At 60.7% G+C, this 23,605-nt stretch carries 15 protein-coding genes; 12 read left to right on the top strand and 3 right to left on the bottom strand.

Translation table 11 applies throughout. The annotated features are described in order from the left end of the window. Complete coding sequence (locus RQ593_RS06055) at positions 1-2,418, bottom strand: cbb3-type cytochrome c oxidase subunit I (protein WP_311450096.1); 2,418 nt, start codon at positions 2,416-2,418, stop codon at positions 1-3. Positions 2,419-3,019: 601 nt separating this feature from the next. Here RQ593_RS06055 and RQ593_RS06050 point away from each other — a divergent pair. From RQ593_RS06050 to RQ593_RS06015, 8 genes are all read left to right on the top strand, one after another. Beyond that, positions 3,020-3,700 carry a lysophospholipid acyltransferase family protein gene (locus RQ593_RS06050; protein WP_311450095.1) on the top strand — a complete coding sequence of 227 codons (681 nt, stop codon included), beginning with the start codon at positions 3,020-3,022 and terminating at the stop codon, positions 3,698-3,700. Between the two features lie 200 nt (positions 3,701-3,900). Then, positions 3,901-5,841: an excinuclease ABC subunit UvrC gene (gene uvrC / locus RQ593_RS06045; RefSeq protein WP_311450094.1), complete on the top strand. Its 1,941-nt coding sequence runs from the start codon at positions 3,901-3,903 to the stop codon at positions 5,839-5,841. 167 nt (positions 5,842-6,008) lie between these two features. Next, positions 6,009-7,214: a methionine adenosyltransferase gene (gene metK, locus RQ593_RS06040; protein WP_294641686.1), complete on the top strand. Its 1,206-nt coding sequence runs from the start codon at positions 6,009-6,011 to the stop codon at positions 7,212-7,214. A 33-nt stretch (positions 7,215-7,247) separates the two neighbouring features. Next, complete coding sequence (locus RQ593_RS06035; RefSeq protein WP_311450093.1) at positions 7,248-9,644, top strand: primosomal protein N'; 2,397 nt, start codon at positions 7,248-7,250, stop codon at positions 9,642-9,644. 146 nt (positions 9,645-9,790) lie between these two features. Continuing rightward, positions 9,791-10,336 carry a hypothetical protein gene (locus RQ593_RS06030; protein WP_311450092.1) on the top strand — a complete coding sequence of 182 codons (546 nt, stop codon included), beginning with the start codon at positions 9,791-9,793 and terminating at the stop codon, positions 10,334-10,336. A gap of 25 nt (positions 10,337-10,361) precedes the next feature. Further along, positions 10,362-12,626 carry an aconitase gene (locus tag RQ593_RS06025; RefSeq protein ID WP_311450091.1) on the top strand — a complete coding sequence of 755 codons (2,265 nt, stop codon included), beginning with the start codon at positions 10,362-10,364 and terminating at the stop codon, positions 12,624-12,626. A gap of 227 nt (positions 12,627-12,853) precedes the next feature. Further along, positions 12,854-13,105: a hypothetical protein gene (locus RQ593_RS06020; RefSeq protein WP_044143859.1), complete on the top strand. Its 252-nt coding sequence runs from the start codon at positions 12,854-12,856 to the stop codon at positions 13,103-13,105. Between the two features lie 348 nt (positions 13,106-13,453). Next, positions 13,454-13,696: a hypothetical protein gene (locus RQ593_RS06015; protein WP_005506175.1), complete on the top strand. Its 243-nt coding sequence runs from the start codon at positions 13,454-13,456 to the stop codon at positions 13,694-13,696. A gap of 304 nt (positions 13,697-14,000) precedes the next feature. Here RQ593_RS06015 and RQ593_RS06010 read toward each other — a convergent pair whose 3' ends face one another. Then, entirely contained in the window at positions 14,001-15,128 is a 1,128-nt protein-coding gene (locus tag RQ593_RS06010; RefSeq protein ID WP_311450090.1) for a glycosyltransferase family 1 protein, read from the bottom strand. 24 nt (positions 15,129-15,152) lie between these two features. Then, positions 15,153-16,208: an alpha/beta hydrolase gene (locus RQ593_RS06005; protein ID WP_311450089.1), complete on the bottom strand. Its 1,056-nt coding sequence runs from the start codon at positions 16,206-16,208 to the stop codon at positions 15,153-15,155. Positions 16,209-16,436: 228 nt separating this feature from the next. On the opposite strand from RQ593_RS06005, the gene leuS reads away from it, so the two are divergent. The 4 genes from leuS (at position 16,437) to RQ593_RS05985 (ending at position 23,264) form a co-directional block, all read left to right on the top strand. Beyond that, positions 16,437-18,938, top strand: a complete 2,502-nt coding sequence (gene leuS / locus RQ593_RS06000) for a leucine--tRNA ligase (RefSeq protein WP_397545891.1) — start codon at positions 16,437-16,439, stop codon at positions 18,936-18,938. 206 nt (positions 18,939-19,144) lie between these two features. After that, a complete protein-coding gene (locus RQ593_RS05995) occupies positions 19,145-20,182 on the top strand; it encodes a DegV family protein (RefSeq protein WP_311450087.1) in 1,038 nt (345 codons plus the stop codon). Positions 20,183-20,691: 509 nt separating this feature from the next. Further along, a complete protein-coding gene (gene gap, locus RQ593_RS05990) occupies positions 20,692-21,696 on the top strand; it encodes a type I glyceraldehyde-3-phosphate dehydrogenase (protein ID WP_005506148.1) in 1,005 nt (334 codons plus the stop codon). 344 nt (positions 21,697-22,040) lie between these two features. Continuing rightward, positions 22,041-23,264, top strand: coding sequence for a phosphoglycerate kinase (locus RQ593_RS05985; RefSeq protein ID WP_311450086.1), 1,224 nt, complete (start codon positions 22,041-22,043; stop codon positions 23,262-23,264). Positions 23,265-23,605: the final 341 nt, after the last annotated feature.

Genomic DNA, 23,605 nt, shown 5'->3' with positions numbered 1-23,605 from the left:
TTAGCCTCGACGATCGCTACGGTAGGGGCTGGTCTGCTCGGGCAGTTCCTCGGCAGCCTTAGTGCCGGCGAACTCTGCGATGCGAGCGTCCTCAACCACCTCGTACAGCGGCGGTTCGGGCAGCTCCAGGACGGTTTCCTTAGCGTTCTTGGAGAAGATCTCCTTGATACCCAGCAGCGCCAGCTTAATCAGCGGGATAATGCCGACCAGGAAGATCACGTCACCGGGCATACGCATCCAACCCATCACGGCGGAAGCACCGTCGTGAATGAACGCGAAGGAACGAGCCTCGTAGTAGCCCTCACCAACGGACTTGTACAGCTGAGCAATACCCAGCGGCAGCAGCGAGATGAAGGACATCCACAGCAGACCAATGTTCAGGGTCCAGAAGGAGAACTTCAGACCCTTCTCAGGCCACTTGTTCTCCGGGAGCAGGTAGCGCAGACCGAACACCGCGAACGCGATCGCGAGCATACCGTACACACCCATCATGGATGCGTGTGCGTGGTTTGCGGTCAGCGCGGTACCAATCTCGAAGTAGGACACGATCGGCAGGTTGATCAGGAAGCCGAACACGCCCGCGCCGAGGAAGTTCCAGAAGCCCACAGCAATCAGGAACATAACAGCCCAACGGTGCGGGAAAGGCTTGGTGCGGTTGGAGTACTGGCGAGCACCCAGCTGCATGAAGCCCCACGCCTCAACGGTCAGGAAGGTCAGCGGGATAACCTCAGCTGCGGAGAAGAACGCACCGAATGCCATCTGCTCGGAGGGGGTACCGACGAAGTAGGTGTGGTGCAGAGTACCGATCACACCACCGACGGAGTAGAGCACGGCGTCCATCATGATGATGGCGATTGCGATGCGCTCGCGGACCACGCCGAGCAGCACGAAGATGTACGCCACCATCACGGTGGTGAACAGTTCGAGGAAGTCCTCCACCCAGAGGTGAACCACCCAGAATCGCCAGAATTCGGCGACGGTCACGTGAGTACGCTGACCTGCGAGCAGGCCGACTGCGTAGAACATGGGGATGGCAAGGCCGGAGAAGAGGAACAGCCACGGCAGGGAGGTCTTCTTCGAGCCCTTCAGGCGGGAGGAGAGGGTACGCCAGACGATGACAATCCAGATGAACATACCCGCGGTGAGCAGGATCTGGAAGAATCGCGGCAGGTCCAGGAACTCCCACTGCTGCGAGAAGAAGCCGGTGAGTTCCTTGGGGATGAGGCCCTTCTGAGAGAACCATTCGTTCAGCAGCGAGCCGAGGACCACGAAGACCACGGCGCCGATGAGAACGTAGGTGAGCAGACCCTGCTTCTTGGGTTCGCGGCGGGTAATCAGCGGGGCGATGAAGATACCGCCCGCCAGGAACGCGCCTGCGGTCCAGAAGAGGGAGAGCTGAAGGTGCCAGGTTCGGGATACCGTGTAGGGCAGCAACTGGCCCATGTCGATTCCGAAGAAGCCGGTGAGTTCTTCACGGTAGTGCTCGGTGAGTGCGCCCACCAGAGCCTGCAGCAGGAACAGCACCAGGATGGTTGCGAAGAGCAGGCAGGCTGCCTTCTGCGAGGGGGTCAGGCGAACTTCGTCGGGCTGACGGAAGTCGAGGACGGGTGCCTCTTCCGCGTGCCAGCCGATAGCGCGGGACCAGCGGCCGTAGATGGCGAACATCAGACCGGTACCACCGATGAGGGCAATCAGGGAGAGTGCCGACCAGACCATCAAATCCGCGGTGGGCTTGTTGTCCACGTTGGGTTCGGAGGGCCAGTTGTTGGTGTAGGAGTAGGGCTGGTCGGGGCGGTCTGCCGCCGATGCCCATGCGGTCCAGCCGAAGAATGCGACGATGTCGTGCAGTTCTTCGTCGTTCTTAATGGCGTGGGGGAACAGGCCCTGCGAGGTGTCACCCTTCATCAGGGTTTCGCGGTAGTGCTTGAGCATGAGCTGGTAGCCCTTGGTCTCACCAGCGGACCAGGTGATGGTCTTAGTCTGCTCGTCGTACTTGTTCTCCTTGCGCCACTCGTTCTTGACGAGTTCGCGGGGGTCCTGCTTGCCCTGCTCACGGTACTCCTTGACGGCGGCATCGGTGGTCAGGCGCAGGTATTCTGCAGTGTAGTCGGGGCCGAGGTAGGCGCCGTGGCCGAGCACGGATCCGTACTGCTGCAGGCCGCGTCCCTGGAACAGCTCCTGACCGTGCAGGATCTGTTCTTGGGTCGCGATGACTTTGCCGTCATTGCCGACAATTTTGTCGGGGAGCGGCATGGAGAGTGCGTAGGTGCGCATTGCAAGGACTGCCATAATGGTGAAGCCCAGGAGCATCACAAACGCAACAGCCTGTACCCAGCCTTTTCCGGCATAGGCACCGACCGTGTCTGAGCGGCGGGCAATCTTTGCTGCCTGCGCACGCGAGACGGGTTTTGTAGCCATAGTGTATGTCTCCAGTGTGCGTGGAATTTGTATGTGGAGTGGCTCCGACGCACATCCGCTGGAGGGGCGGCTCACTATGTTCAGGGTGAATCGTCCTTGAGGGAGGTGCGACAGCCCACCCTGCCTTTTATTCTTGCATATTAAATACGCATTTACGAAACTTTGCTGACGTAGCGTCACAATGTGACGCGGCTATTTTGCCGGAATATTTGCAATCACAAGGCGAGAAACCTGAAATATTACGTTGAGGTTGAACCCTTAGCTTCCGCACTGACTCCCTGCACTGCCTCACCGCCTGTAACGGAGGGGGAGGCGAAGGTTCCGGTGTTCCGGGGCGTTCTAGGGTATTCCAGGGTGTTCCGGCGCGGAAGGGATGCAGGCAGGCGCATCCCAGCATGTGGAAGGGGAGCGCGGCGCCCCTCACGTTCCTACACCCGGGTGTGGAATAATAAAACCCGGTACTACTAAACACAGTACAAATTTTTTTCAGTACAGATTCTGTGCACCCGAACGGCACACCATCTGAAGGGGTCACTCACCCCGCATCCACGGCGGACCGCCGCCACAGCCCGCAATCTATCGGCACCTCAGGAGAGTTCACGTGCTTCTCTACAAAACCACCCAGAAAGCAGTCACCGGAATCCTACGCACCGTCTTCCGCGCCCGCGTGACCGGACTCGAAAACTTCCCCGCCACCGGCCCGGTGATTGTCGCCTCCAACCACCTGTCCTTCCTGGACTCCATCATTATTTCTGCCATGATGCCGCGTCGCGTGGCGTTCCTCGCCAAGGCTGAGTACGTGAACACCCCCGGCCCGCGCGGCAAGATGATGAAGGCATTCTTCGAAGCCGTGGACATCATTCCCGTGAACCGCTCCGACCGTTCCGAATCGCTCAAGGCACTCGACATTGCCCTGGAGAAGCTGCAGGAAGGTAAGGTCTTCGGCATTTACCCCGAGGGCACCCGTTCCCGCGACGGCTACCTGTACCGCGGCAAGATTGGTGTGGCGTGGCTGGCGCACATGACCGGCGCACCCGTGGTTCCGGTCGGTCTGATTGGCACCGACCGCCTGCAGAAGCCCGGCTCGAACATGATTTACCCGCGCCGCTTCACGATTCGCGTAGGTAAGCCGCTCTACTTTGAGAAGACCGGCGAGAAGATGACCGGCAAGCAGCGCCGCGTCACCACCGACACGATCATGAATGAGATTGCTCAGCTGTCCGGTCAGGCACGAAAGCACGAGTACAACGTTTCGCCCTCAGCCGCACGTGACGCAGGCTAGGGCACTCGCCGCCTATACCGCGTAGACTTAAACCGCGCATTCACGCACCGACCCCCGCGCATTGGGGGAGCTTGGTGCAGGATGCGCGGTTTGTCGTATGCGCGAGTCTGAGATGCCCCCGGTAGCCCCACAGAGGCTCGTCGTAGAGGCACACCGTAGAGAACCGCCGTAAAGCCCAGCAGAGCGAGGAGAAAGTACCCATGGCAGAGCCTTCCAGCTACCGCCCCGCCCCCGGCGAAATCCCCACTGACCCGGGCGTTTATCGTTTCCGCGATGCCGACGGCCGCGTCATCTACGTGGGTAAGGCGAAGAACCTGCGCAACCGCCTCAACAGCTATTTCGCCTCCCCGCAGACGCTGAGCCCGAAGACCTACGCGATGGTGCATACGGCGGCGAGCGTGGAGTGGACCGTGGTGGCGAGCGAGATGGAGTCGCTGCAGCTTGAGTACACCTGGATTAAGGAGTTTTCGCCGCGCTTCAACATTGCGTTCCGTGACGATAAGTCGTACCCGTACCTGGCGATTACGGTCAATGACGTGTACCCGCGCGCCATGGTCACCCGCGGCGAGCGACGTAAGGGCGTGCGCTATTTTGGACCCTATTCGCAGGCGTGGGCGATTCGTGAAACCCTGGATGCGCTACTGCGCGTGTTCCCGGTGCGTACCTGCACGAACGGCGTGTTTAACCGCGCGAAGAATAGTGGCCGGCCCTGTTTGCTCGGCTATATCGATAAGTGTGCGGCACCGTGCGTGGGCAAGATTAGCCCCGAGGAGCACCGCGAGTTGGCGCGCGGGCTGACCCGTTTCATGGCAGGTGGCGCTGAGAAGCATATCGCCCAGCTGACCGCGGAAATGAAGGAAGCCGCCGCCGAGATGGACTTTGAGCGCGCCGCGATTCTTCGTGACGATATTGCCGCGCTGACTAAGGCGTTTGAGCGTAACGCCGTGGTGCTTGGCGCGACCGTGGACGCCGACCTGTTCGCCTACGCAGAGGACGATTTGGAGGCGTCCGTGCAGGTGTTCTTCGTGCGCGGCGGCAGGATCCGCGGCCAGCGCGGCTGGATCGTGGAGAAGGTCAACGACAGCACCGACGCGCAGCTCATTGAGCAGCTGATCGCGCAGGTGTACAGCGATATTGCGGCGAGCCTCGCCTCCCAGAAGGACGCCGAGAAGAGCCTGAACAGCTACGATATTCCTCGCTCCGTGCTCGTGCCGGTGGAGCCCGAGAATAAGGAGCAGCTGGCATCCTGGCTGGCGGAGGTTCGCGGCGGCCCCGTAGAAATTAGCGTCCCGCAGCGCGGCGACAAGGCAGAACTCATGAAGACGGTTGCCGAGAATGCGCGCCAGTCGCTGACCCTGCACAAGAGCCGCCGTGCCGGTGACTTGACCACCCGCAGCGCCTCCCTCGTGGAGCTGCAGGAGGCGCTGGAACTACCCGACCCGCTGCTGCGCATCGAGTGCTACGACATTTCGCATGTGCAGGGCACGAACGTGGTCGCGTCCATGGTCGTCTTTGAGGACGGCATGCCCGCGAAGAACGCCTACCGCACCTACAGCATTACCGGCGACGCCGCGCGTGACGATACCGCCAGCATGTACGACGTCATTACGCGCCGCTTCAAGAGGCACCTGGCGCAGCAGGCAGAACGCGAAGCCGCGCCCGTGCACTCCGGCGAGATTGACGCCTCCACGCCCGAGCCTGCGAAGTTCGCCTACCCGCCAAACCTCGTGCTCGTGGACGGTGGCCCGCCTCAGGTGGCTGCCGCCTCCTCCGCGCTGAGCGACCTGGGCATTACGGATGTGTACGTTGCCGGCATCGCTAAGCGCCTGGAGGAACTGTGGCTGCCGGACGACGACTACCCGGTCGTACTGCCGCGCACCTCGCAGGCGCTGTACCTGGTGCAGCGCATCCGCGATGAGGCGCACCGTTTCGCCATTACTTTTCACCGTTCTAAGCGCGGTAAGGCGATGGTCGCCTCCGCCCTGGACGAGGTGCCCGGCCTGGGCGAGGTGAAGCGTGCCGCGCTGATTAAGCACTTCGGGTCGGTGGCTCAGATTAAGCAGGCGAGCGCCGAGGAGTTGAGGGCGGTGCCGGGTATTGGTCCGGCGTTGGCTCAGAAGATTCTGGCGGCGCTGACCTAGGCGGTGCTGATCTAAGCATCCGGTGGCGCTGGGTGAAAGCCCGCCCGGGGTGTGAACGCAGCGCCCCGCCTCGTAATAGCGCTTAACAAACGTGTCATAATTGAAGGAAACCGTCATCATTACGAGCGCGCTATGTTCGCGCGCCCTCAACCAGTAGAGTGGAAACCGTGAGTACTAACCATCTGCGCCTATTCACCAGCGAGTCGGTGACTGAAGGCCACCCCGATAAGATTTGTGACCAGATTTCTGACGCCATCCTTGACGGCATCATTGCCCAGGATCCCGCAGCGAACGTTGCTGTGGAGACCATGGTAACCACCGGTCAGGTGCATGTTGCCGGTGAGGTGACCACCTCCAGCTACGTCGAAATCCCCTCCATCGTGCGCGAGACCATTCTGGGCATCGGCTACGATTCCTCCACCCGCGGCTTCGACGGCGAGTTCTGCGGCGTGTCCGTCTCCATTGGCGAGCAGTCCCCGGACATTAACGCTGGCGTGTACGAGTCTCTTGAGGTTCGTCAGGGCATCGCTGCTGACGAGTACGACCGCCAGGGTGCGGGCGACCAGGGCATCATGTTCGGTTACGCTTCCAACGAGACGAACGTGCTGATGCCCGCCCCGATTTGGCTGGCGCACCGCCTCTCTGAGCGTCTGACCAAGGTCCGTAAGGACGGCCTGCTGACCGAGTTGCGCCCCGACGGCAAGACCCAGGTGACCCTCGGCTACGATTCGAACAACGTCCCCGTCTCCGTGGACACCGTGGTTGTTTCGAGCCAGCACACCGCAAGCTACGACCTGGCTGACCTGCGTGCAGACATTGAGAAGCACGTGATTGCACCGGTTCTGGGTAGCGTCGATCTGGATTCCTCCAACGCTAAGTTCATTGTGAACCCCGCTGGCCGCTTCGTTCAGGGCGGCCCCGTGGGTGACGCGGGCCTGACCGGCCGCAAGATTATTGTGGACACCTACGGTGGTTCGGCTCGTCACGGTGGTGGCGCGTTCTCCGGTAAGGACCCGTCGAAGGTGGACCGTTCCGCAGCGTACGCAATGCGTTGGGTTGCGAAGAACATTGTGGGTGCCGGTCTTGCCGACCGCGCCGAGGTTCAGGTTGCGTACGCTATCGGCCAGGCAGCGCCGGTCGGTCTGTACGTTGAAACCTTCGGCACCGAGAAGGTCGACCCGATCAAGATTGAGAAGGCTGTGCGTGAGGTCTTCGACCTACGCCCGCTGGCAATCATTAACGAACTGGATTTGCGCCGCCCGATCTACAAGAAGACCGCAGCTCACGGCCACTTCGGTCGTACCGAGCCGGAATTCACCTGGGAGCGCCTGAACCGCGTGGATGCACTGCGTTCGGCAGTGTCCTCCTCCTAATATCTGTCAGGGTAGAGGAGCACGCTGATTCGGGTGACTCAGAGTAGTTCTGAATCGAACTCTTCGGCACCGTTGGGTGCTCAGCAGGAATCCCTGCAACAGCTTGACCTGTTGCAGGGATTTCCTGCTCTTCGTGATGCCTTGATTCCGGGTGCCCCGGAGCCGGTGAATGTTGCCGCTGAGCTGGAGGCGAGCGGCGTGCCGAACCCTGTGGCGCGTGTGCGCGTGGATAGCACCCTGCCGCAGGTGGACCGCACGTTTGATTACCGCGTGCCCGCCGAGCTGAGTGAGGATGCGGTGCCCGGCGCCCGCGTGCGCGTGCTGTTCAACGGCCACGAGCTGACCGGTTACATTGAGGAACGCGCCGCCACGACCGATTGGACGCGTACCTCGTTGCTGCCGCTCAAGTCGGTGCTGTCGCGTGTGCCGGCTGTTGCGCCTGAAATTTTTGCGCTCGCGGAGGCGCTTGCCGACCGTTACGCCTCCACGGTGGCGAACGTGCTGCGCCTGGCGGTGCCGCCGCGCATTGCCGCGCTGGATAAGAAGTACGCGCCCCTTCTACCGGGTTACGAGTCGGCGTATTTGGGCGATTCTGCCCCGGTAAGCACTTCCGATGCTCCCGAGAGCGCGGCTTCCGAGAGCGCGGAATCTGAGCCTTCTGCCGCCTCCGCCACCTTCAGTGCCGCTGTCTCCAGCGCTACCGACCCGTACGCTTGGCTTGCCACCCCCGGCGCGCCCGCACCCTTTGTGCTGGACCCGCCGGCACTGAACCCGGACGCCCCGGATGCCGCCTCCGTCTTCTCCGATTACGAGAACGGTGCGGAGTTCATTGAGGATGTTGCCGCCGGTGCCGCGACCCGCGCCGTGATGACGGTTCTTCCCGGCCACCTGGAGCACACGTGGGCGGATGTTGTGGCGACCGCACTCGCGACGGCTGCAACAAGTGGTCGCGGCGCTATTGCGGTGGTTCCGACCGCTAAGAACCTGGATCTTCTGGAGGCGGCGCTCGCCGAGCGTCTGCCCGCTGATTCGTTTGTGCGTTTGAGTTCTGATTCGACTCCGCATACTCGCTATCACGGTTTTGTTAAGGCTCGCCTGGGGCAGGTGCCGGTGGTGATTGGTACCCGCGCTGCCGCCTACGCGCCGGTGGCGAACCTGGGCCTGGTGGTGTGCTGGGATGACGGCGATTCTTCGCTGGTGGAGCAGCGCGCCCCGTATTGTCATGCTCGTGATGTGTTGCTTCTGCGTGCTTCTGCTGAGAATACTGCGGCGCTGTTTGCCGGGTTCAGTATGAGTAGTGAGGCGGCGCGTCTGGTGCGTACCCGTTGGGCGTCTCATGTGCGTGCGCCGCGTGCGTTGGTGCGTGATTATTCGCCGCGTATTTTTTCGACAGGTTCGGAGTTTGAGTTGGCGCGTGACCCGTTGGCGGCGATGGCGCGTATTCCGCACCTGGCGTTTGAGCATGCTCGTCGGGCGTTGGCGCGTGGTCCTGTGTTGGTGCAGGTGGCGCGTAGCGGTTATATTCCGTCGTTTTCGTGCGAGCGTTGCCGCATGCCGGCGCGTTGTGGCGAGTGTAGTGGGCCTTTGTCGGTGGCTTCGGGTTCGTCGGTTCCGTCGTGTTCGTGGTGCGGTCATTTGGCGCAGCAGTGGCGTTGTTCTGAATGCGGTTTTACGCATTGGCGTTATTCGGCGGCGGGTGCGACTCGTACTGCTGAGGAGCTGGGCCGTGCGTTCCCGAATGTTCCGGTGATTTCTTCGGCGGGTGACCATGTGCGGGCGTCGGTTGGTCCTGAGCCTGCGTTGGTGGTGGCGACTCCGGGTGCTGAGCCGGTGGCTTTTGGCGGCTATGCGGCGGCGCTTCTTCTGGATGCCGATAAGATGCTTCGTTTTGATTCGTTGCGTGCCCCGGAGGCGGCGTTGCGTCGCTGGTTGAATGCGGCGGCATTGGTTCGTCCTGCGGCTCTTGAGGGTACGGTGGTGACGACTGCTTCGCCGTCGCCGGTGGAGCAGGCGCTGGTGCGTTGGGATCCGGCGTGGTTTGCTCGCCAGGAGCTGGAGGAGCGCGCTCAGACGGGTCTGCCTCCGGCGGTTCGTACGGCTGCGGTGACCGGTGCGGAGGCGGATGTTCGCGCCTTCATGGAGGAGTTCTTGGGCTCTTCTGCGTTGCCGGAGCGGGTGCGTGAGCAGCTGCGTATTGTGGGCCCGGTTCCTTTGGATCAGGGGTATTTTGCCTGGTCGGAGTCTCTTGAGGAGGATTCTGAGGAGGCGCCGGTTCAGGGCGATTGGCGTACCCTGATGTTCTTCTCGTACGGCATTGCTCGGCACGTGACCCGTGAGTTGCGTGCTACGCGTGCAACGATTGCGGCGTTGAAGAAGAACGTGGGGGAGCGGCCGGTTCAGATTCGCTGTGACGGCCTGGACGTGCTGTAATTTTCTAGTCGTGCTGTAGTGTTCTGGTGAGGGGCGTTGTTCGCCTCCGAAAGAGATGCACCGGGCAGCGCCGATAATGCGTGCTACGGGCGTTGAGCACGCGGGTTTGCGGGCGCGTTGTGCGCAGAGGCGAGGAGGTGAGAGGCATGTCGAAGGTGCCTCATCTGCTGAAAGGTAGTGCGCTGCCTGCCGGTGAGCAGCGGCGGCTGGCTGAGTATGCTTCTGCGCATCCGAAGAGTGCCCTGCACCGTAAGGGTAAGCACCATGATGCGGCGGTGCTGCTGGTTCACGGTATCGGCTACCAGAATCACGGTGAGACGCTCGCGTATTTTGGCAAGCCGGTGGCGCATAGTGTGCAGACTTTGTTGGCGCTGAACACGGGGGCGGATTCTGTAGCCCTTTCCTCTGGTGCCCCCTCCGAAGAGAACCCCGAGGCGGAGGCTTCTGCGCGGGTTCGTGTTGAGGTGATTCCTGACGGCGATACCCTCCCGCCTGCCGCTGAGGTGAACCCGCTGAGCCACCATAGCGAGCTGACGTATTCGTTGACGATTGAACGCACGGAATACCCCGCCGACCCGGTTGAGGAAAGCCCGGAGGTTGAGGAGAACTCCGCTCAGGAAGAAACCGCCTCGTCTTCTGCGGCTGAGGGGCAGAATCTTCTGGAGCGCACTCTGTCTGGACTCTGCGCGTAAGTACCGCCTGCGTAAGTGGGCTGTATTGCGCCCCGCGTTTGATGTGAGTGTGCTGGGTCTTCCGGTGTTTGAGGGTGCCCCGGCGGAGGAGCTACCCGCGCCGGAGGGTACCGGTTTTGCTCTCTCTAGTTTTGAGTTGCCCAAGGTCGAACTTCCAAAGGTAGAACTGCCCAAGGTTGACCTGCCTAAGGTGGAACTCCCTAAGATTGATCTGCCGAAAATTGAGCTTCCCAAGGTAGAGCTCCCGAACATCGATTTCCCGAATATCGAGCTGCCTAATCTTGAGTTTCCGCGCCTGCCTCAGCCGAAGCCGCGCCCGGTTCGCACGGTCACTCGCCGCAGCCTCCTTTTTCAGGAGGGCTTCTGGCGGCCCCGGCATTACCGCCCGTTGAAGGAGCATTTGCCCTGGTTGGCAACGGTTTTGCCGCTGTTTTTGATGTTCTGCTTCTACTATGAGCGCCCCGGCGTAACCTGGCGTGAGCGTGCCGGGCACCTGCTGCGTTCTATGGCGCGGTTTGTGAACGTGGCGCTGTGGCTGGTGCTGGCGGCTATGGCGCTCATGACGTTCCGTGATGCTTTTGTGGCGTCCCTGGGCACTCCGCAGGGTGCATTTACGGGTCTGGCGGCGGTGCTCGGCCTGGGTATTGTGGGCTGGGTTTTGGCTCGTCGTGCCCGTGAGCTGTGGGCGCTGATGAAGGCTATTCCTACGCAGCTGATTCAGACGGCAACCAGCCCGGAGTCGCGCGATTTGGAGCGTATTTATGCGCGTCTGGATCGTCAGCTGGACGATTTGAGTTCCCGTAGCGATGCGGTGGGCATTATTGCCCATTCGCAGGGCGGCTATTTGAGCTATGAGCTTCTGCGTCGTCGTGCGGCGGCGGGTAAGAAGCCGATTCGTTTCTTCTACGGCCTGGGTAGTGGTGTGGTTCCGATTAGTATTATCGCTAGTGACCGCAACGATATTCCGGGGCACCTGGACGCAGCCGGTAGTTACCGTAACCGCGCCATGCTGCTGTGGGTGAGCGTGGTTGCGGTGTTCTCGTGGCTGGTGGAGGCGTCCCTGCTATTTGGCCCGTACCGTTCGCTGCTGCACTATGCGATGCTGGTGCCCCTGGCGTTGAGCGTGGTACCGCTGGTCGCGAGCGTGCCGGGTACTTTGAGGGGTAGGGTGCGTATTGTCCGCGAGAGCGCCGGGGAAAACGCAGCGGAAAGCCGGGAAAGCGCCTCCGCAAAAATCTCTGCAACTCCCTCCGCGAAGAGTCGGGCTGATGTGCGTCTGGCGGATGCGCGCCCGGTCAACCCGTACGGCACGCGCGCCTACGTGAAGTGGCTGATTCCGCTGCTCTTCGTGCACGGCGTTTTCATGCTGTACGCGGTGTTCATGCTACTGCTAGCTCAGCTGCGTGCTGAGGGCGCTGTCCCTGAGCTGACCGCCGCCTCCGTGGCGTTTTGGGGCGTACTGATTCTGGTGCTCATGATGTCGGTGCGTAGCGCCTGCCACCTGTATGTGCGCGCCTACGCGCCGATGCTGCAGGAGCTTGATGTGGCTGACCGGTGCGAGATTTCCGCTCGTGGAGACAGTATCGGCAGGTCGAATATTACTCAGCCCGCCGGTGTGGATGTTACGTTTGTGACCCTGCCGGGCCCGTCGGTGAATAGTCACATGCAGTATTTTGATGCGTGTTCGCCGGTGCCGTTGATGCTTTCGCACCGCCTGGTGCCGCACATGATGCCGGCGGGTGAGCAGGCGCAGAAGGCGGCGGCTTTCACCGATATTGGTGCGGAACTGAACCACGGTTTTGCGCGCGTGAAGAAGCTGATGCGCACCATGCATTACGGGCTGTATGCGGTGCTTCTGCTGATGCTGTCGGTGCTGCTGAATGTGGCGTCGCCGGTGAGCCTGTCCGCGTTGACGGGGCTGGATACCTCGCGCCTGCATTCGGAGGACTTCGACCGTCTGGCGGCGGATGCTCAGCAGCTGCGTGAGCAGGCGGGTTCTTCGGATCTGTTGCTATGGGTTCTGGTCGGCATTTTTGTGGTGGAGGCGCTGCTGATGATGGTGCTTTCGCCGTGGACTCAGCGGCGTTTGCAGCGTGCGTTCATGATGCGCAAGGTGGACCGCACCGGTCAGCTGGGCGAGTTCAATCCTCTGCCGATGGTGACGGCTCTTCTGGGTCTTGATGGTGACGAGGACGATGACGAAGATGAAGCCGTGGCGAGCGCAGGGGAGAAGGGCGCGTCTCAAACTTATGCATCCCGGACCAGTACGGCACAGACGAACGGGGTGTAGATTAGTCCCGCTCGGTGTGGCGCACATCCGCCATTTTATGCACCATGTGCATTTAGTGGTTGATAATAGCTCTAGGCGCCCCTAATTAGCGTAGTCACCGTATTCACGGTAAAATATTCACCACTGCGGATACTATTTCGACGCTTGTCGAGGTAGTGTTGGCAGTATCTATCACTCAACTTCGCGCATGCCTCACAACCGTGCGCACCAACGAAAGATGAATACTGGTGACTCAGACTATGATCACCCCCGCATACGAACCTGCATGCGGCGGGTCTGCTTCTGTACACAATTACGGCGTCATGCACCCGGACCCCGTGTTGCTTTCCGACATGACCAGTGCTGAGCGAGGAGCTGTTTACCGCTACTTGGCGCGCTTCGCTGAGCTGGATGACGCAAAGATTTTCTACGCGTACGGTCACGCCTACGAGCTGGCTCGTAAGGACGCTGAACGCGGTCTCTACGCAACTATGGCGTAGCCTGCATAATTAGCTTTTGAAATGCTGCTGCACTCTTGACGAGTGCGGCAGCATTTCTGCTTTTTGGCTGAGTTTCGGACGGGTTTAGCTCGGCTGGGAACGGGTGACTATACGCCTTTATGAAGCCCCTGATTTCTTCCTGACAACCGGGTACGTGTCCACTATGGGGTTGTTCCCTCGTGGTTCTTGAACATTGGTTAGCTCTTGGGTACTTTAGAGGTATCACAACCACTTCTGCGAAGAGACTTCCGGTGTTCTCCGTAGGTTCTTTTCGCGGTGTTGCCTCCGGTTGCGTCTGCATTGTTGCGGCGCTCCACCAAGAAACGCCCTAAGGAAAGGTACTCACCGATGAGTTTCACCAATATCACCTCTGATTACGAGCCCGAGTTCGGCAATTCGGCACCGAGCCGCGACAACGGTATTACTCACCCGGATCCTGTTCTGCTGTCCTCGATGACGAAGGCTCAGCGTGGCGCGGTGTGCCGTTACCTGGCTCGTTTTGCTGAGCTGGATGACGCAAAGATTTTCTACGCGTATGGTCACGCGGATGAGCTGGCTGCGAAGGAGTCGGCACGCGGCGCGTACGTGTAAGGTTTCCTGCTCCGGTGTGATGCGGTGAGGCTGCGCCTTCCGGATGCGCCCTCAGGGTGCCCGAGCTCTGCGAGGGGCGGGTTCCCTGCGTAGGCGCGGAGGAAGTGCGTAGCGAACCGCCACTGTAAACCCTTACCGCAAGTCGCCCTTGCATATCCTTACCGCAAGTCGCATACGCCGCCCAGGCGACCATGAATTGAATACGAGAATGCCGCCGCACCCTCCTGAGAACCGGGGGAGTGCGGCGGCATTTCTGTATCTAGCGCCATAATTTAGCGCCGCGCTGTATAGCGCTACGCAAGCCCTAAAGACCGCGCACGACCTCCAACAGCTTGAGCGCCGAGTCGCGCCAGGAGTAGCGGCGCACATCCGAGAGGCCGTCAATGATGACGCGCTCGCGAACGGCGGGGTCCTCCAGGGAGCGAATCGCCTTGACCCAATCGGCGGCGTGCGCCTCCGGGGCACCGTCAACCGGGGCAAACACGGCGTGCGGCGCAATCTCACGGAAAATCGGGATGTCACTAATCACAGCGGGGCAACCGGCAGCCTGAGCCTCGACCACGGGCAGGCCGTAACCCTCCTCGCGGGAGGCAGTCACCAGGGCGTGCGCCTTGCGGAGCAGCTGCTGGTACTCCTCATCGCTCACGCCGTTGTGCACCTCCACGTTCTCACCGATGAGGCGCTCGTCGGTGAGCTGCACAAGGCGCTGCGGCGGCATCTTCGACAGCAGATGCAGGCGGTAATCCGGCAGGGAACGCATCGCCAGCAGCAGGGTTTCCACGTTCTTGTACGGCATGAACGAACCCATGTACACCAGGTGCTTGACGGGCTGCTCTTCGCGGGTGGTGGCGCGTTCCAGGGCGGTCTGGCGGGAGACGACGCTGCCGGGCTGCGGGGCGTTGGGTACCACGAACAGCGGCTTGGTGGTCAGCTCGTGCTCACGAATCAGCGAGGCGGTCGACTCAGAAACCGTCACGACCGCGTCGCCGTGATTGAGCAGGAAGCGCTGCGGGGTGTAGGTCTTGTGGAAGAGTCGCCAGCCCACGCGCACCGGTGCGGGCAGGAACCCGGGCGGGGTCGGGTGCGAGTAGTAGATTAGGTCGTGCAGGGTGAGGATCAGCTTGAACTTGCGTCCGGTGGAGCCGATGGTCTGCATGGGGGAGAACACCACGTCGGGCGCATACTTATTCAGCTGCAGCGAGGCGGTCGGCTCGAGCGGGCCGGTGGGCGAACAGATCTTCACGTGCGGCAGGTCGGGCAGCATGTCCAGCTGACGCTCGTCGCTAATAATCATGGTCAGGTCGAGGTCGGCGGCGGCCTCGTCACCGGTGTCGATGAGGGTTTTGAGCGCGTCCAGTAGGGAGGCGGTGTAGCGGCTGATGCCGTCGTGGAAGCCGATACGGGTGTATCGGGCGTCAACCATGAGTTTCATGTTGGTTCCTTACTTCTCGTTCCCTTAGCGTGCGGCGGCGAAATCGGCGATGAGTTCCGCGGCGCGGCGAGGGGTTTCGTAGTGGATGAGGTGCCCGACTTCCGGGATCATGTCCAGGCGCTCGCGGGCGCCGGTCGTAGAAGCGGGCAAGTTGCGGGAGGTCAGCGTTGCGTACATGGCGCGTGCCGTTTCGGGGGTGCCCAGGTCGTCGTCTTCGGCGACGAGCATCTGCACCGGCACCCGGATGGCGGCGGCGTATTCGGCGGCGGTGTGCGTAATGGACGCTTCGTAGGCGCTGAGCACTCCGCGGCGGGAGCCGAAGGAGCCGAAGTAGGCGGCGTGCTGGCCGTTGATGAAGCGGCGCATTGCCTTGTCTTTGGTGCGCATCATGACTTCGCTGGAGGCGCGGGTAATCAGCTGCGAACGCAGCAACGGGTAGCCGATTTTTTCGGGGAGTGCCGCGCCGGCGCGGTAGTAGAGGGAGGCGAGGCGGGAGGCGACGCGCTGGCTACCTTCGAGGGCGGGTTCGCTAATCGGGTTGATGAGCGAGAGGAGCGCGAGCGAGTTCGGGTGTGCGGCGGCGAAGGCGCTGGTGACGATGGAGCCGAAGGAGTGGCCGACCAGGTGCAGCGGTAGGGGCTGTGCATCCTCGCGGGCGGGGTTGACGTGTTCCACAAAGTCGTTTAGCCACGCCACGTACGCGTTGATGTTGTCTTCGCCCTGAGCATTTTCATCCCGAGTGTTTTTGCCCTGAGTGCCTTCGGGCAGGTCTGCGGAGCGGCCAAAGCCGGGCAGGTCGGGGCTGATGATGCTGACGTTCGGGATGAGCTTCAGCAGGTAGTTCGCGATGATTTCCAGGCCGTGGTGGTCGCCGCGGAAACCGTGCACGAGCAGCACGGGGTAGGAGCCTTCGGGGAAGGTGCCGTCGTTCATGCCTTTGCCGTACTGCCAGTAGCGGGTCATGACCGCCTGCGCGCCGTCACCGATGAGGGCGTCGTGGCGGGTGCCGGGAATGAGCGGGCCGGGCACACCCTCAAGAATTGAGGTGTTGGGGGAGTCCGGGGTAACGGTGGAGGTCATGGGTACCTTTCGCGGGTTGGGTACTGGGACGGCTAAGTCCCGTTCTTAATTCTAGGGGAGAAGCCTGAAAGGGCTCTGAAACTTGCGCCCCGCATCGTCAGCTGGGCGGGTGGTCGGGCGGGCGGTGCCGTCCATTTGGTAGTCGAGGCGGCCTCAACTCTGGCTCGGTGCGGGTTTCGCGTTACACTTGGAGGGTTAAGTTTTTATCAACCTGTCTTTATTTAAGGAATCGCTGTGTCTGCTCAGGTAGAGACCGAACGCAACGAAAATGCGTACGACTTCCGCGCTATGGAAGCCAAGTGGCGCCCCTACTGGGACGAAACGAAGGTTTTCCAGCCCACCGGTGACGCCCCCAAGGGCCGCAAGTATGTGCTGGATATGTTCCCGTACCCCTCCGGTGACCTTCACATGGGTCACGCGGAGGCATTCGCTATTGGTGACATGAACGCCCGCTACTTCAAGCAGTGCGGCTACGATGTTCTGCACCCGATTGGCTGGGACTCTTTCGGCCTGCCCGCTGAGAACGCAGCCATTAAGAACGACACTCACCCCAAGGAGTGGACGTACAAGAACATTGAGACTCAGGCTGAGTCCTTCAAGCGTTACGCTATTGCCGCTGACTGGAGCCGTCGCCTGCATACCTCGGACCCCGAGTACTACAAGTGGACTCAGTGGCTGTTCGAGCAGTTCTACAAGAAGGGCCTGGCGTACCGCAAGGACTCCATGGTCAACTGGTGCCCCAAGGACCAGACCGTGCTCGCGAACGAGCAGGTTGTGAACGGTGCGTGTGAGCGTTGCGGTACTACCGTGACTAAGAAGTCGCTGAACCAGTGGTACTTCAAGATCACCGATTACGCACAGCAGCTGCTGGATGACATGGAGCAGCTGGAGGGCAAGTGGCCCGACCGTGTTCTGCTCATGCAGCGCAACTGGATTGGCCGCTCTGAGGGTGCTGAGGTACGCTTCGAGATTGAGGCGACCGAGGACCAGCCCGCTGAGTCCTTCACCGTGTTCACCACCCGCCCGGACACCCTGTACGGCGCAACCTTCATCGTGGTTGCTGCGGATGCGGCGTTCGCCGAGCAGATCGTGGCACCCGAGCACAAGGCTGCCCTAGAGCAGTACCGCGAAGACATTAAGGCACTGAGCGATATTGACCGCCAGTCCTCCGACCGCGAGAAGACCGGCGTGTTCACCGGCCGCTACGCGATTAACCCGCTGACCGGCGCGAAGCTGCCCGTCTGGGCTTCTGACTACGTGCTCGCTGACTACGGTACCGGCGCGATTATGGCTGTGCCCGCGCACGACCAGCGTGACCTTGAGTTCGCCCTGAAGTTCGACCTGCCCATCGTGAAGGTTCTGGACGTTGAGGGTGCTGAGGACCCGGCTACCAGCGGTGTTGCCGCAGCTGGTGACGGCGTGCTCATCAACTCCGGTGAGCTGACCGGCCTGCCGAAGGCTGAGGCGATTGCTAAGGCTGTTGAGCTGGTTGAGGCTGCCGGCACCGGTGAGGGTAAGGTCATTTACCGTCTGCGTGACTGGCTGCTGTCCCGCCAGCGTTTCTGGGGTACCCCCATCCCCGTGATTCACTGTGAGGATTGTGGCGAGGTTCTGGTTCCTGAGGATCAGCTGCCGGTGCTGCTGCCCGATAACCTGCGCGGTGAGCAGCTGGCTCCTAAGGGCCAGTCGCCTCTTGCTGCTGCCGATGACTGGGCGATTGTGCCTTGCCCGAAGTGTGGCAAGCAGGCTCGCCGTGACTCGGACACCATGGACACCTTCGTGGATTCCTCCTGGTACTTCCTGCGTTACGTTTCCCCGAACTACGACAAGGCTCCTTTCGACCCGCAGGCTATGAGCGAGTGGGGTGCCGTCGACATGTACGTGGGCGGTGTGGAGCACGCTATTCTGCACCTGCTGTACGCACGCTTCTTCACCAAGGTTGTTCGCGACCTGGGCCTGATCAAGCACGATGAGCCGTTCAAGGCGCTCATGAACCAGGGTCAGGTGCTCAACGGCGGTAAGGCGATGTCCAAGTCGCTGGGTAACGGCGTGAACCTGGGCGAGCAGCTCGACAAGTTCGGTGTGGACGCTATCCGCACCACCATGATTTTCGCGTCCCCGCCCGAGGATGACGTGGACTGGGCGGATGTTTCCCCGTCCGGTTCGCAGAAGTTCCTGGCTCGCGCATGGCGTGTGGCTCAGGACGTCACCAGCGAACCCGGTGTTGACGCAACCACCGGCGACCTGGAGCTGCAGAAGCTGATTGCTCGCACCGTGCACGAGGTTCAGGGCCTGCTGGATAACGGCAAATTCAACGTGGTTGTTGCTAAGACCATGGAGCTTGTGAACGCTACCCGTAAGGCTATTGACTCCGGTGCTGGTGCGGCTGACCCGGCTGTCCGTAAGGCTGCTGAGACTATCGCGATTCTGCTGTCTCTGTACGCACCCTACACCGCTGAGGACATGTGGCACGCTCTCGGCCACGACACCCCGGTTCTGACCGCGGGCTTCCCCGAGGTTGACCCGGCTCTGCTGGTGGATGACACCGTCACCGCTATCGTGCAGATTAAGGGCAAGGTCAAGGCTCGCCTGGAGGTTGCGAAGGATATTTCCGAGCAGGAGCTTCAGGAGCTGGCTCTGGCGGATGCCGCTGTTCAGCGTTCGATTGGTGACGCCGAGATCCGCAAGGTGATTGTGCGTGCGCCTAAGCTCGTGAACATCGTGATCTAAGCTTCTTAGAATCTAAGTTTCTTAGATAAAGTACAAGCCCCGCTGTGGCTTCGGTTCGTTCTATGGAACTGCCGGAGGCGCGGCGGGGCTTTGCTGTACTGCACTAGTGATGAGTGCCATAATGTTCAGGGAACGCTAGGAGAGGGCTCGTCATCGAATCATGCACTGACGAACCGGAAGTGACGAGCCGAAAGAAGGGTCGGAATATGGAACGAGAAAACAACGCAGAGAACCGCATTGCCGTGGTGACCGATAGCGCCGCCGCCCTCGACCCACAGCTGGTGCAGCGCCTGGGCGCTCGCGGTAATTTTGTGCTGGTTCCGATGCCGGTGACTATTCGCACGCCCGGTGGGCCGGATCGTCAGCTGCAGGATTTGACCGCCGCCGAGGTGGACGAAGCGATTATGCTCGCGCACGTGATGGGTCAGACGGTGAGTACTTCTGGGCCCGCACCGGGCGTGTTTGCTGATGTGTATGACGAGCTGGCGTCGCGAGGTTTTACGCATGTGGTGTCTGTGCACCTGTCCGGCGAGCTTTCGGGCACGGTGGAGGCGGCACGTACCGGTGCCCGCCTGAGCCGCCTGGGTTCCGAGGGCGTGAGCGTGGTGGATAGCCGCACGGTCGCCGGCGCCTACGGTCATGCGGTGGCGCGCGCCCTGGAGGTGCTGAACGCTGCATCCGCCGGCTCGAGCGTTGAGTATCCGAGCCCCGCGCAGCTGGTGGACTACATTCAGTCTATTTGTGAGCAGTCCACGCTCTACTTCTATATCCCGACCCTGGATGCGTTGCGCCGCGGCGGTCGTGTTTCCCCGGCGTTGGCGATGGTGGGTCAGATGTTCCAGATTAAGCCGATTGGCACAATCACCGAGGGCAAGCTGGCGTACGTGGAGCGCCCCCGCACTGCGGCGCGTGCCCTGGAGCGCCTGGTGGAGGTGACCGTGCAGACCTGCCGTGAGCATCAGCATGCGGCGGCTCTCACCTCTGCTTCAACGGGTTCTACTGCCGCCGACCCTGCTAATTCTTTGCTTGCTGCAACCCCGCGCGGTGAGGTCGTTGCGGTGCATCATGTGGGTAATGCGGCGCAGGCGGTGCAGTTGTATGAGCAGGTTCAGCAGATGCTGGGGGAGAGCTCCCTCGTTCATGATGCTGCCGCTTCTTCGGCGCCGGAGTTTTTGGTGAGTGCGCTACCGCCGGTGCTGTCGGCTCATTCGGGTTTGGGCGCTGTTGCGATGGTGGTGTACTAGCCGCCCCCGTTGCGAGGCGAAATGCGACACGAAAACTGTATGCCGGGGGCCTATTTAGCCCTTTTAATGCTGTGGTGTGTCTTACGTTGGGGTCATCTGTTATCGGGTGAGAATTTGCACTGCATGCGAGCGCAGGGGGCGTCATTGAAACCCATTCGCAAGTGAAAGGGTGTTTTTTACCCTCAGATTTTGCCTTGATATGGCGCGGTTTTTAGTAAATGTGTGTTTCATGTGTGTTTATGTTGCCGCGACCGTATCGCAACATTTTCTAAGGGTGAACACAACGCAAAACAACAGAAAACAACGGGTTTTTGCCGGTTTTTATGGCGCAACTCACAAAAATTTATCGATAGAACACACCAAAACACACACAAACTAGGGTAGGATTATTACCAACAACGGCGGAACGCACCGGGCAACATAGAGCACGGACGAATCCGACTAAACCAGAGCCTGCAAGGCATCGGATTTGTACACCGCCACCAACGCACTGACAAGGAGATACTCCAGTGACTGTACGCGTAGCAATCAACGGCTTCGGCCGCATCGGCCGCACCTTCTTCCGCGCAGCTCAGACCGAGGGCGTCGGCTTCGAGATCGTCGCAATCAACGACCTCACCGATGTTGAGACCCTGGCACACCTGCTCAAGTACGACTCCATCATGGGTCGCTTCAACGCAGAGGTCGAGGTCAAGGAAGGCGCACTGGTTGTTGACGGCAAGGAAATCAAGATCCTCGCTGAGCGTGACCCCCAGAACCTCCCCTGGAAGGACCTGGGCGTTGACGTAGTCCTCGAGTCCACCGGTTTCTTCACCGAAGGCAGCAAGGCAAAGGCACACATCGAGGCTGGCGCTAAGAAGGTTATCCTCTCCGCTCCCGGTAAGAACATCGACGGCACCTTCGTCATGGGCGTGAACGACGACCAGTACGATGCAGCTAACCACCACATCGTCTCCAACGCATCCTGCACCACCAACTGCCTCGCTCCGATGGCTAAGGTTCTGAACGATGCATTCGGCATCAAGCAGGGTCTGATGACCACCATCCACGCATACACCGCTGACCAGCGTCTGCAGGATGCTCCCCACCGCGACCTGCGCCGTGCACGCGCAGCAGCTGTGAACATGGTCCCCACCTCCACCGGTGCAGCAGCAGCTGTTGGCCTGGTTCTGCCCGAGCTGAAGGGTAAGCTGGACGGCTTCGCAGTCCGCGTTCCCACCATCACCGGCTCCATCACCGACCTGACCTTCACCGCTGAGCGCGAGGTCACCGTTGAGGAAGTCAACGCAGCAGTCAAGGCAGCAGCTGAGGGCCCCATGAAGGGCATCATCAAGTACAACGAGGATCCCATTGTGTCCAAGGACATCGAGGGTGAGCCCATCTCCACCGTCTTCGACGCACCGCTGACCAAGGTCATCGGCGACCAGGTGAAGGTTATCGCTTGGTACGACAACGAGTACGGCTACGTTGCACGCCTCGTGATGTTCACCAACAAGGTTGTGGCATCTCTCTAAGCCCCAATAGGCTTGCGACGCTCACCGAGTGTAAGCGTCACCCCGCGTAACTAACGCATAGTGAACCCCGGCACCACCGCATCAAGCGGGGGAGTCGGGGTTTGCTGTACCAAGACTCTTTATGAGGGACTTGAATAAAACCCCAAAAAACGTATCAACATACTGGTTTCTGTCGCCCTTTTTGGGTCAAAAATACCGTAAGAAAATAGCTGATAGAGAGTGCGAATATCCGCGATATTCCGCGGAGAAACACCATATAAAAGCTATTTACTAGGCTGTCAAACACCCTAATGTTCGGTATGATGGAAACGGTATATAAACCCACCTATCCAGGAGGAATTCCTATGGCTAAGGCACTGTCCGAACTGCTCGAAGAAGGCGTCGCAGGCCGCCACGTTCTCGTCCGTTCCGACCTGAACGTACCCCTGAAGGACGGCGTTGTCACCGATGATGGCCGCGTCCGCGCATCCCTGCCCGTCATTGAGAAGCTTGCCAAGGCTGGCGCCCGCGTTATCGTGACCGCACACCTGGGCCGCCCCAAGGGCAAGGTTGATCCCCAGTACTCCATCGCACCGGCAGCTGCACGCCTGGCTGAGCTGGCATCCGTGCCCGTGAAGGTTGCAACCGACCTGGTAGGCGAGGACGCAAAGGCTAAGGCAGCAGCCCTGGCTGACGGCGAAGTTCTGGTCGTTGAGAACGTCCGCTACGACGCACGCGAGACCTCCAAGGACGACGCAGAGCGCGGCGAATTCGCTGACGAGCTGGTCGCACTGACCGGCGAGAACGGCGCATACGTGAACGACGCATTCGGTGCAGTTCACCGCAAGCACGCTTCCGTCTACGACGTTGCTAAGCGCCTGCCCGCATACCTGGGTGACCTGGTGAAGAAGGAAGTTGACGTTCTGGCTAAGACCCTGAACGATCCCGAGCGTCCCTTCGTTGTGGTCATGGGTGGCGCTAAGGTTTCCGATAAGCTCGCCGTGATTGACAACCTGATCGGTAAGGCTGACACCATCCTCATTGGTGGCGGTATGGGCTACACCTTCGCATACGCACAGGGCTACGAGGTCGGCAACTCCCTGCTGGAGAAGGACCAGGTCGAGAACGTTCTGCGTTACATGAAGGAAGCTCCCGAGAAGGGCACCGAGATTATCACCGCAGTTGACGTTATCTGGGCTGACGCATTCTCCGCTGACGCTAACACCGAGGTCCGCCCCATTGAGGACCTGACCGGCGGCAAGCTGGGCGCAGAGGCTGAGGGCCTGGACATTGGCCCCAAGACCGCTGAGATTTTCGCTGAGAAGATCAAGGGCGCAAAGACCATCTTCTGGAACGGCCCCGTTGGCGTGTTCGAGATTGCTCCCTTCGCTGAGGGTACCCGCGCGGTTGCACAGGCTATCGTCGACTCTGACGCATTCTCCATCATTGGTGGTGGCGACTCTGCTTCTGCAGTCCGTAACCTGGGCTTCAAGGATGAGCAGTTCGGCCACATCTCCACCGGTGGTGGCGCTTCCCTCGAGTACATTGAGGGTAAGACCCTGCCCGGCCTGGAGGCACTGGGCGCCTAATCTGGACGCACAGATTTAGTACACGGTTTTAGTGTAGGGAACCCCCGTTGGGGCGGTATTTCGGTACCGTTCCAGCGGGGGTTTCTGCATGCCCGGTCAGTTATCCTTGCGGGCGGGTTTTTGAGGCTGCTTCCTGGCTATATGCTGTGGATTCCGCAGCGTACAGCTTGTATCGGGGACACAGAGGAATAGCTCTAATAGACTGGAAATATAGAGGACCCCGGCCGGCAACCTCAAGATGATCGTGGGGGAGTGAGGCAGGGAATGCACGCACCTCTACAGGCAAGCAAATACAGACAAGCGAAGACGGACAAACAAAGGCGGACGGGTGAAGGAGCCTA

The sequence above is a fragment of the uncultured Rothia sp. genome (genome assembly GCF_963507905.1).
Classification (GTDB): Bacteria; Actinomycetota; Actinomycetes; order Actinomycetales; family Micrococcaceae; genus Rothia.
This window is presented reverse-complemented; position numbering and strand designations above follow the sequence as displayed.

Bases quoted from the DNA above. Each gene is read 5' to 3' on its own strand.
- RQ593_RS06015 (WP_005506175.1), top strand. From the start codon at position 13,454: ATGAGTTTCACCAATATCACCTCTGATTACGAGCCCGAGTTCGGCAAT.
- uvrC (WP_311450094.1), top strand. From the start codon at position 3,901: ATGGCAGAGCCTTCCAGCTACCGCCCCGCCCCCGGCGAAATCCCCACT.
- RQ593_RS06055 (WP_311450096.1), bottom strand. From the start codon at position 2,418: ATGGCTACAAAACCCGTCTCGCGTGCGCAGGCAGCAAAGATTGCCCGC.
- RQ593_RS05995 (WP_311450087.1), top strand. From the start codon at position 19,145: ATGGAACGAGAAAACAACGCAGAGAACCGCATTGCCGTGGTGACCGAT.
- RQ593_RS06005 (WP_311450089.1), bottom strand. From the start codon at position 16,208: ATGACCTCCACCGTTACCCCGGACTCCCCCAACACCTCAATTCTTGAG.
- RQ593_RS06030 (WP_311450092.1), top strand. From the start codon at position 9,791: ATGTCGAAGGTGCCTCATCTGCTGAAAGGTAGTGCGCTGCCTGCCGGT.
- RQ593_RS05985 (WP_311450086.1), top strand. From the start codon at position 22,041: ATGGCTAAGGCACTGTCCGAACTGCTCGAAGAAGGCGTCGCAGGCCGC.
- RQ593_RS06010 (WP_311450090.1), bottom strand. From the start codon at position 15,128: ATGAAACTCATGGTTGACGCCCGATACACCCGTATCGGCTTCCACGAC.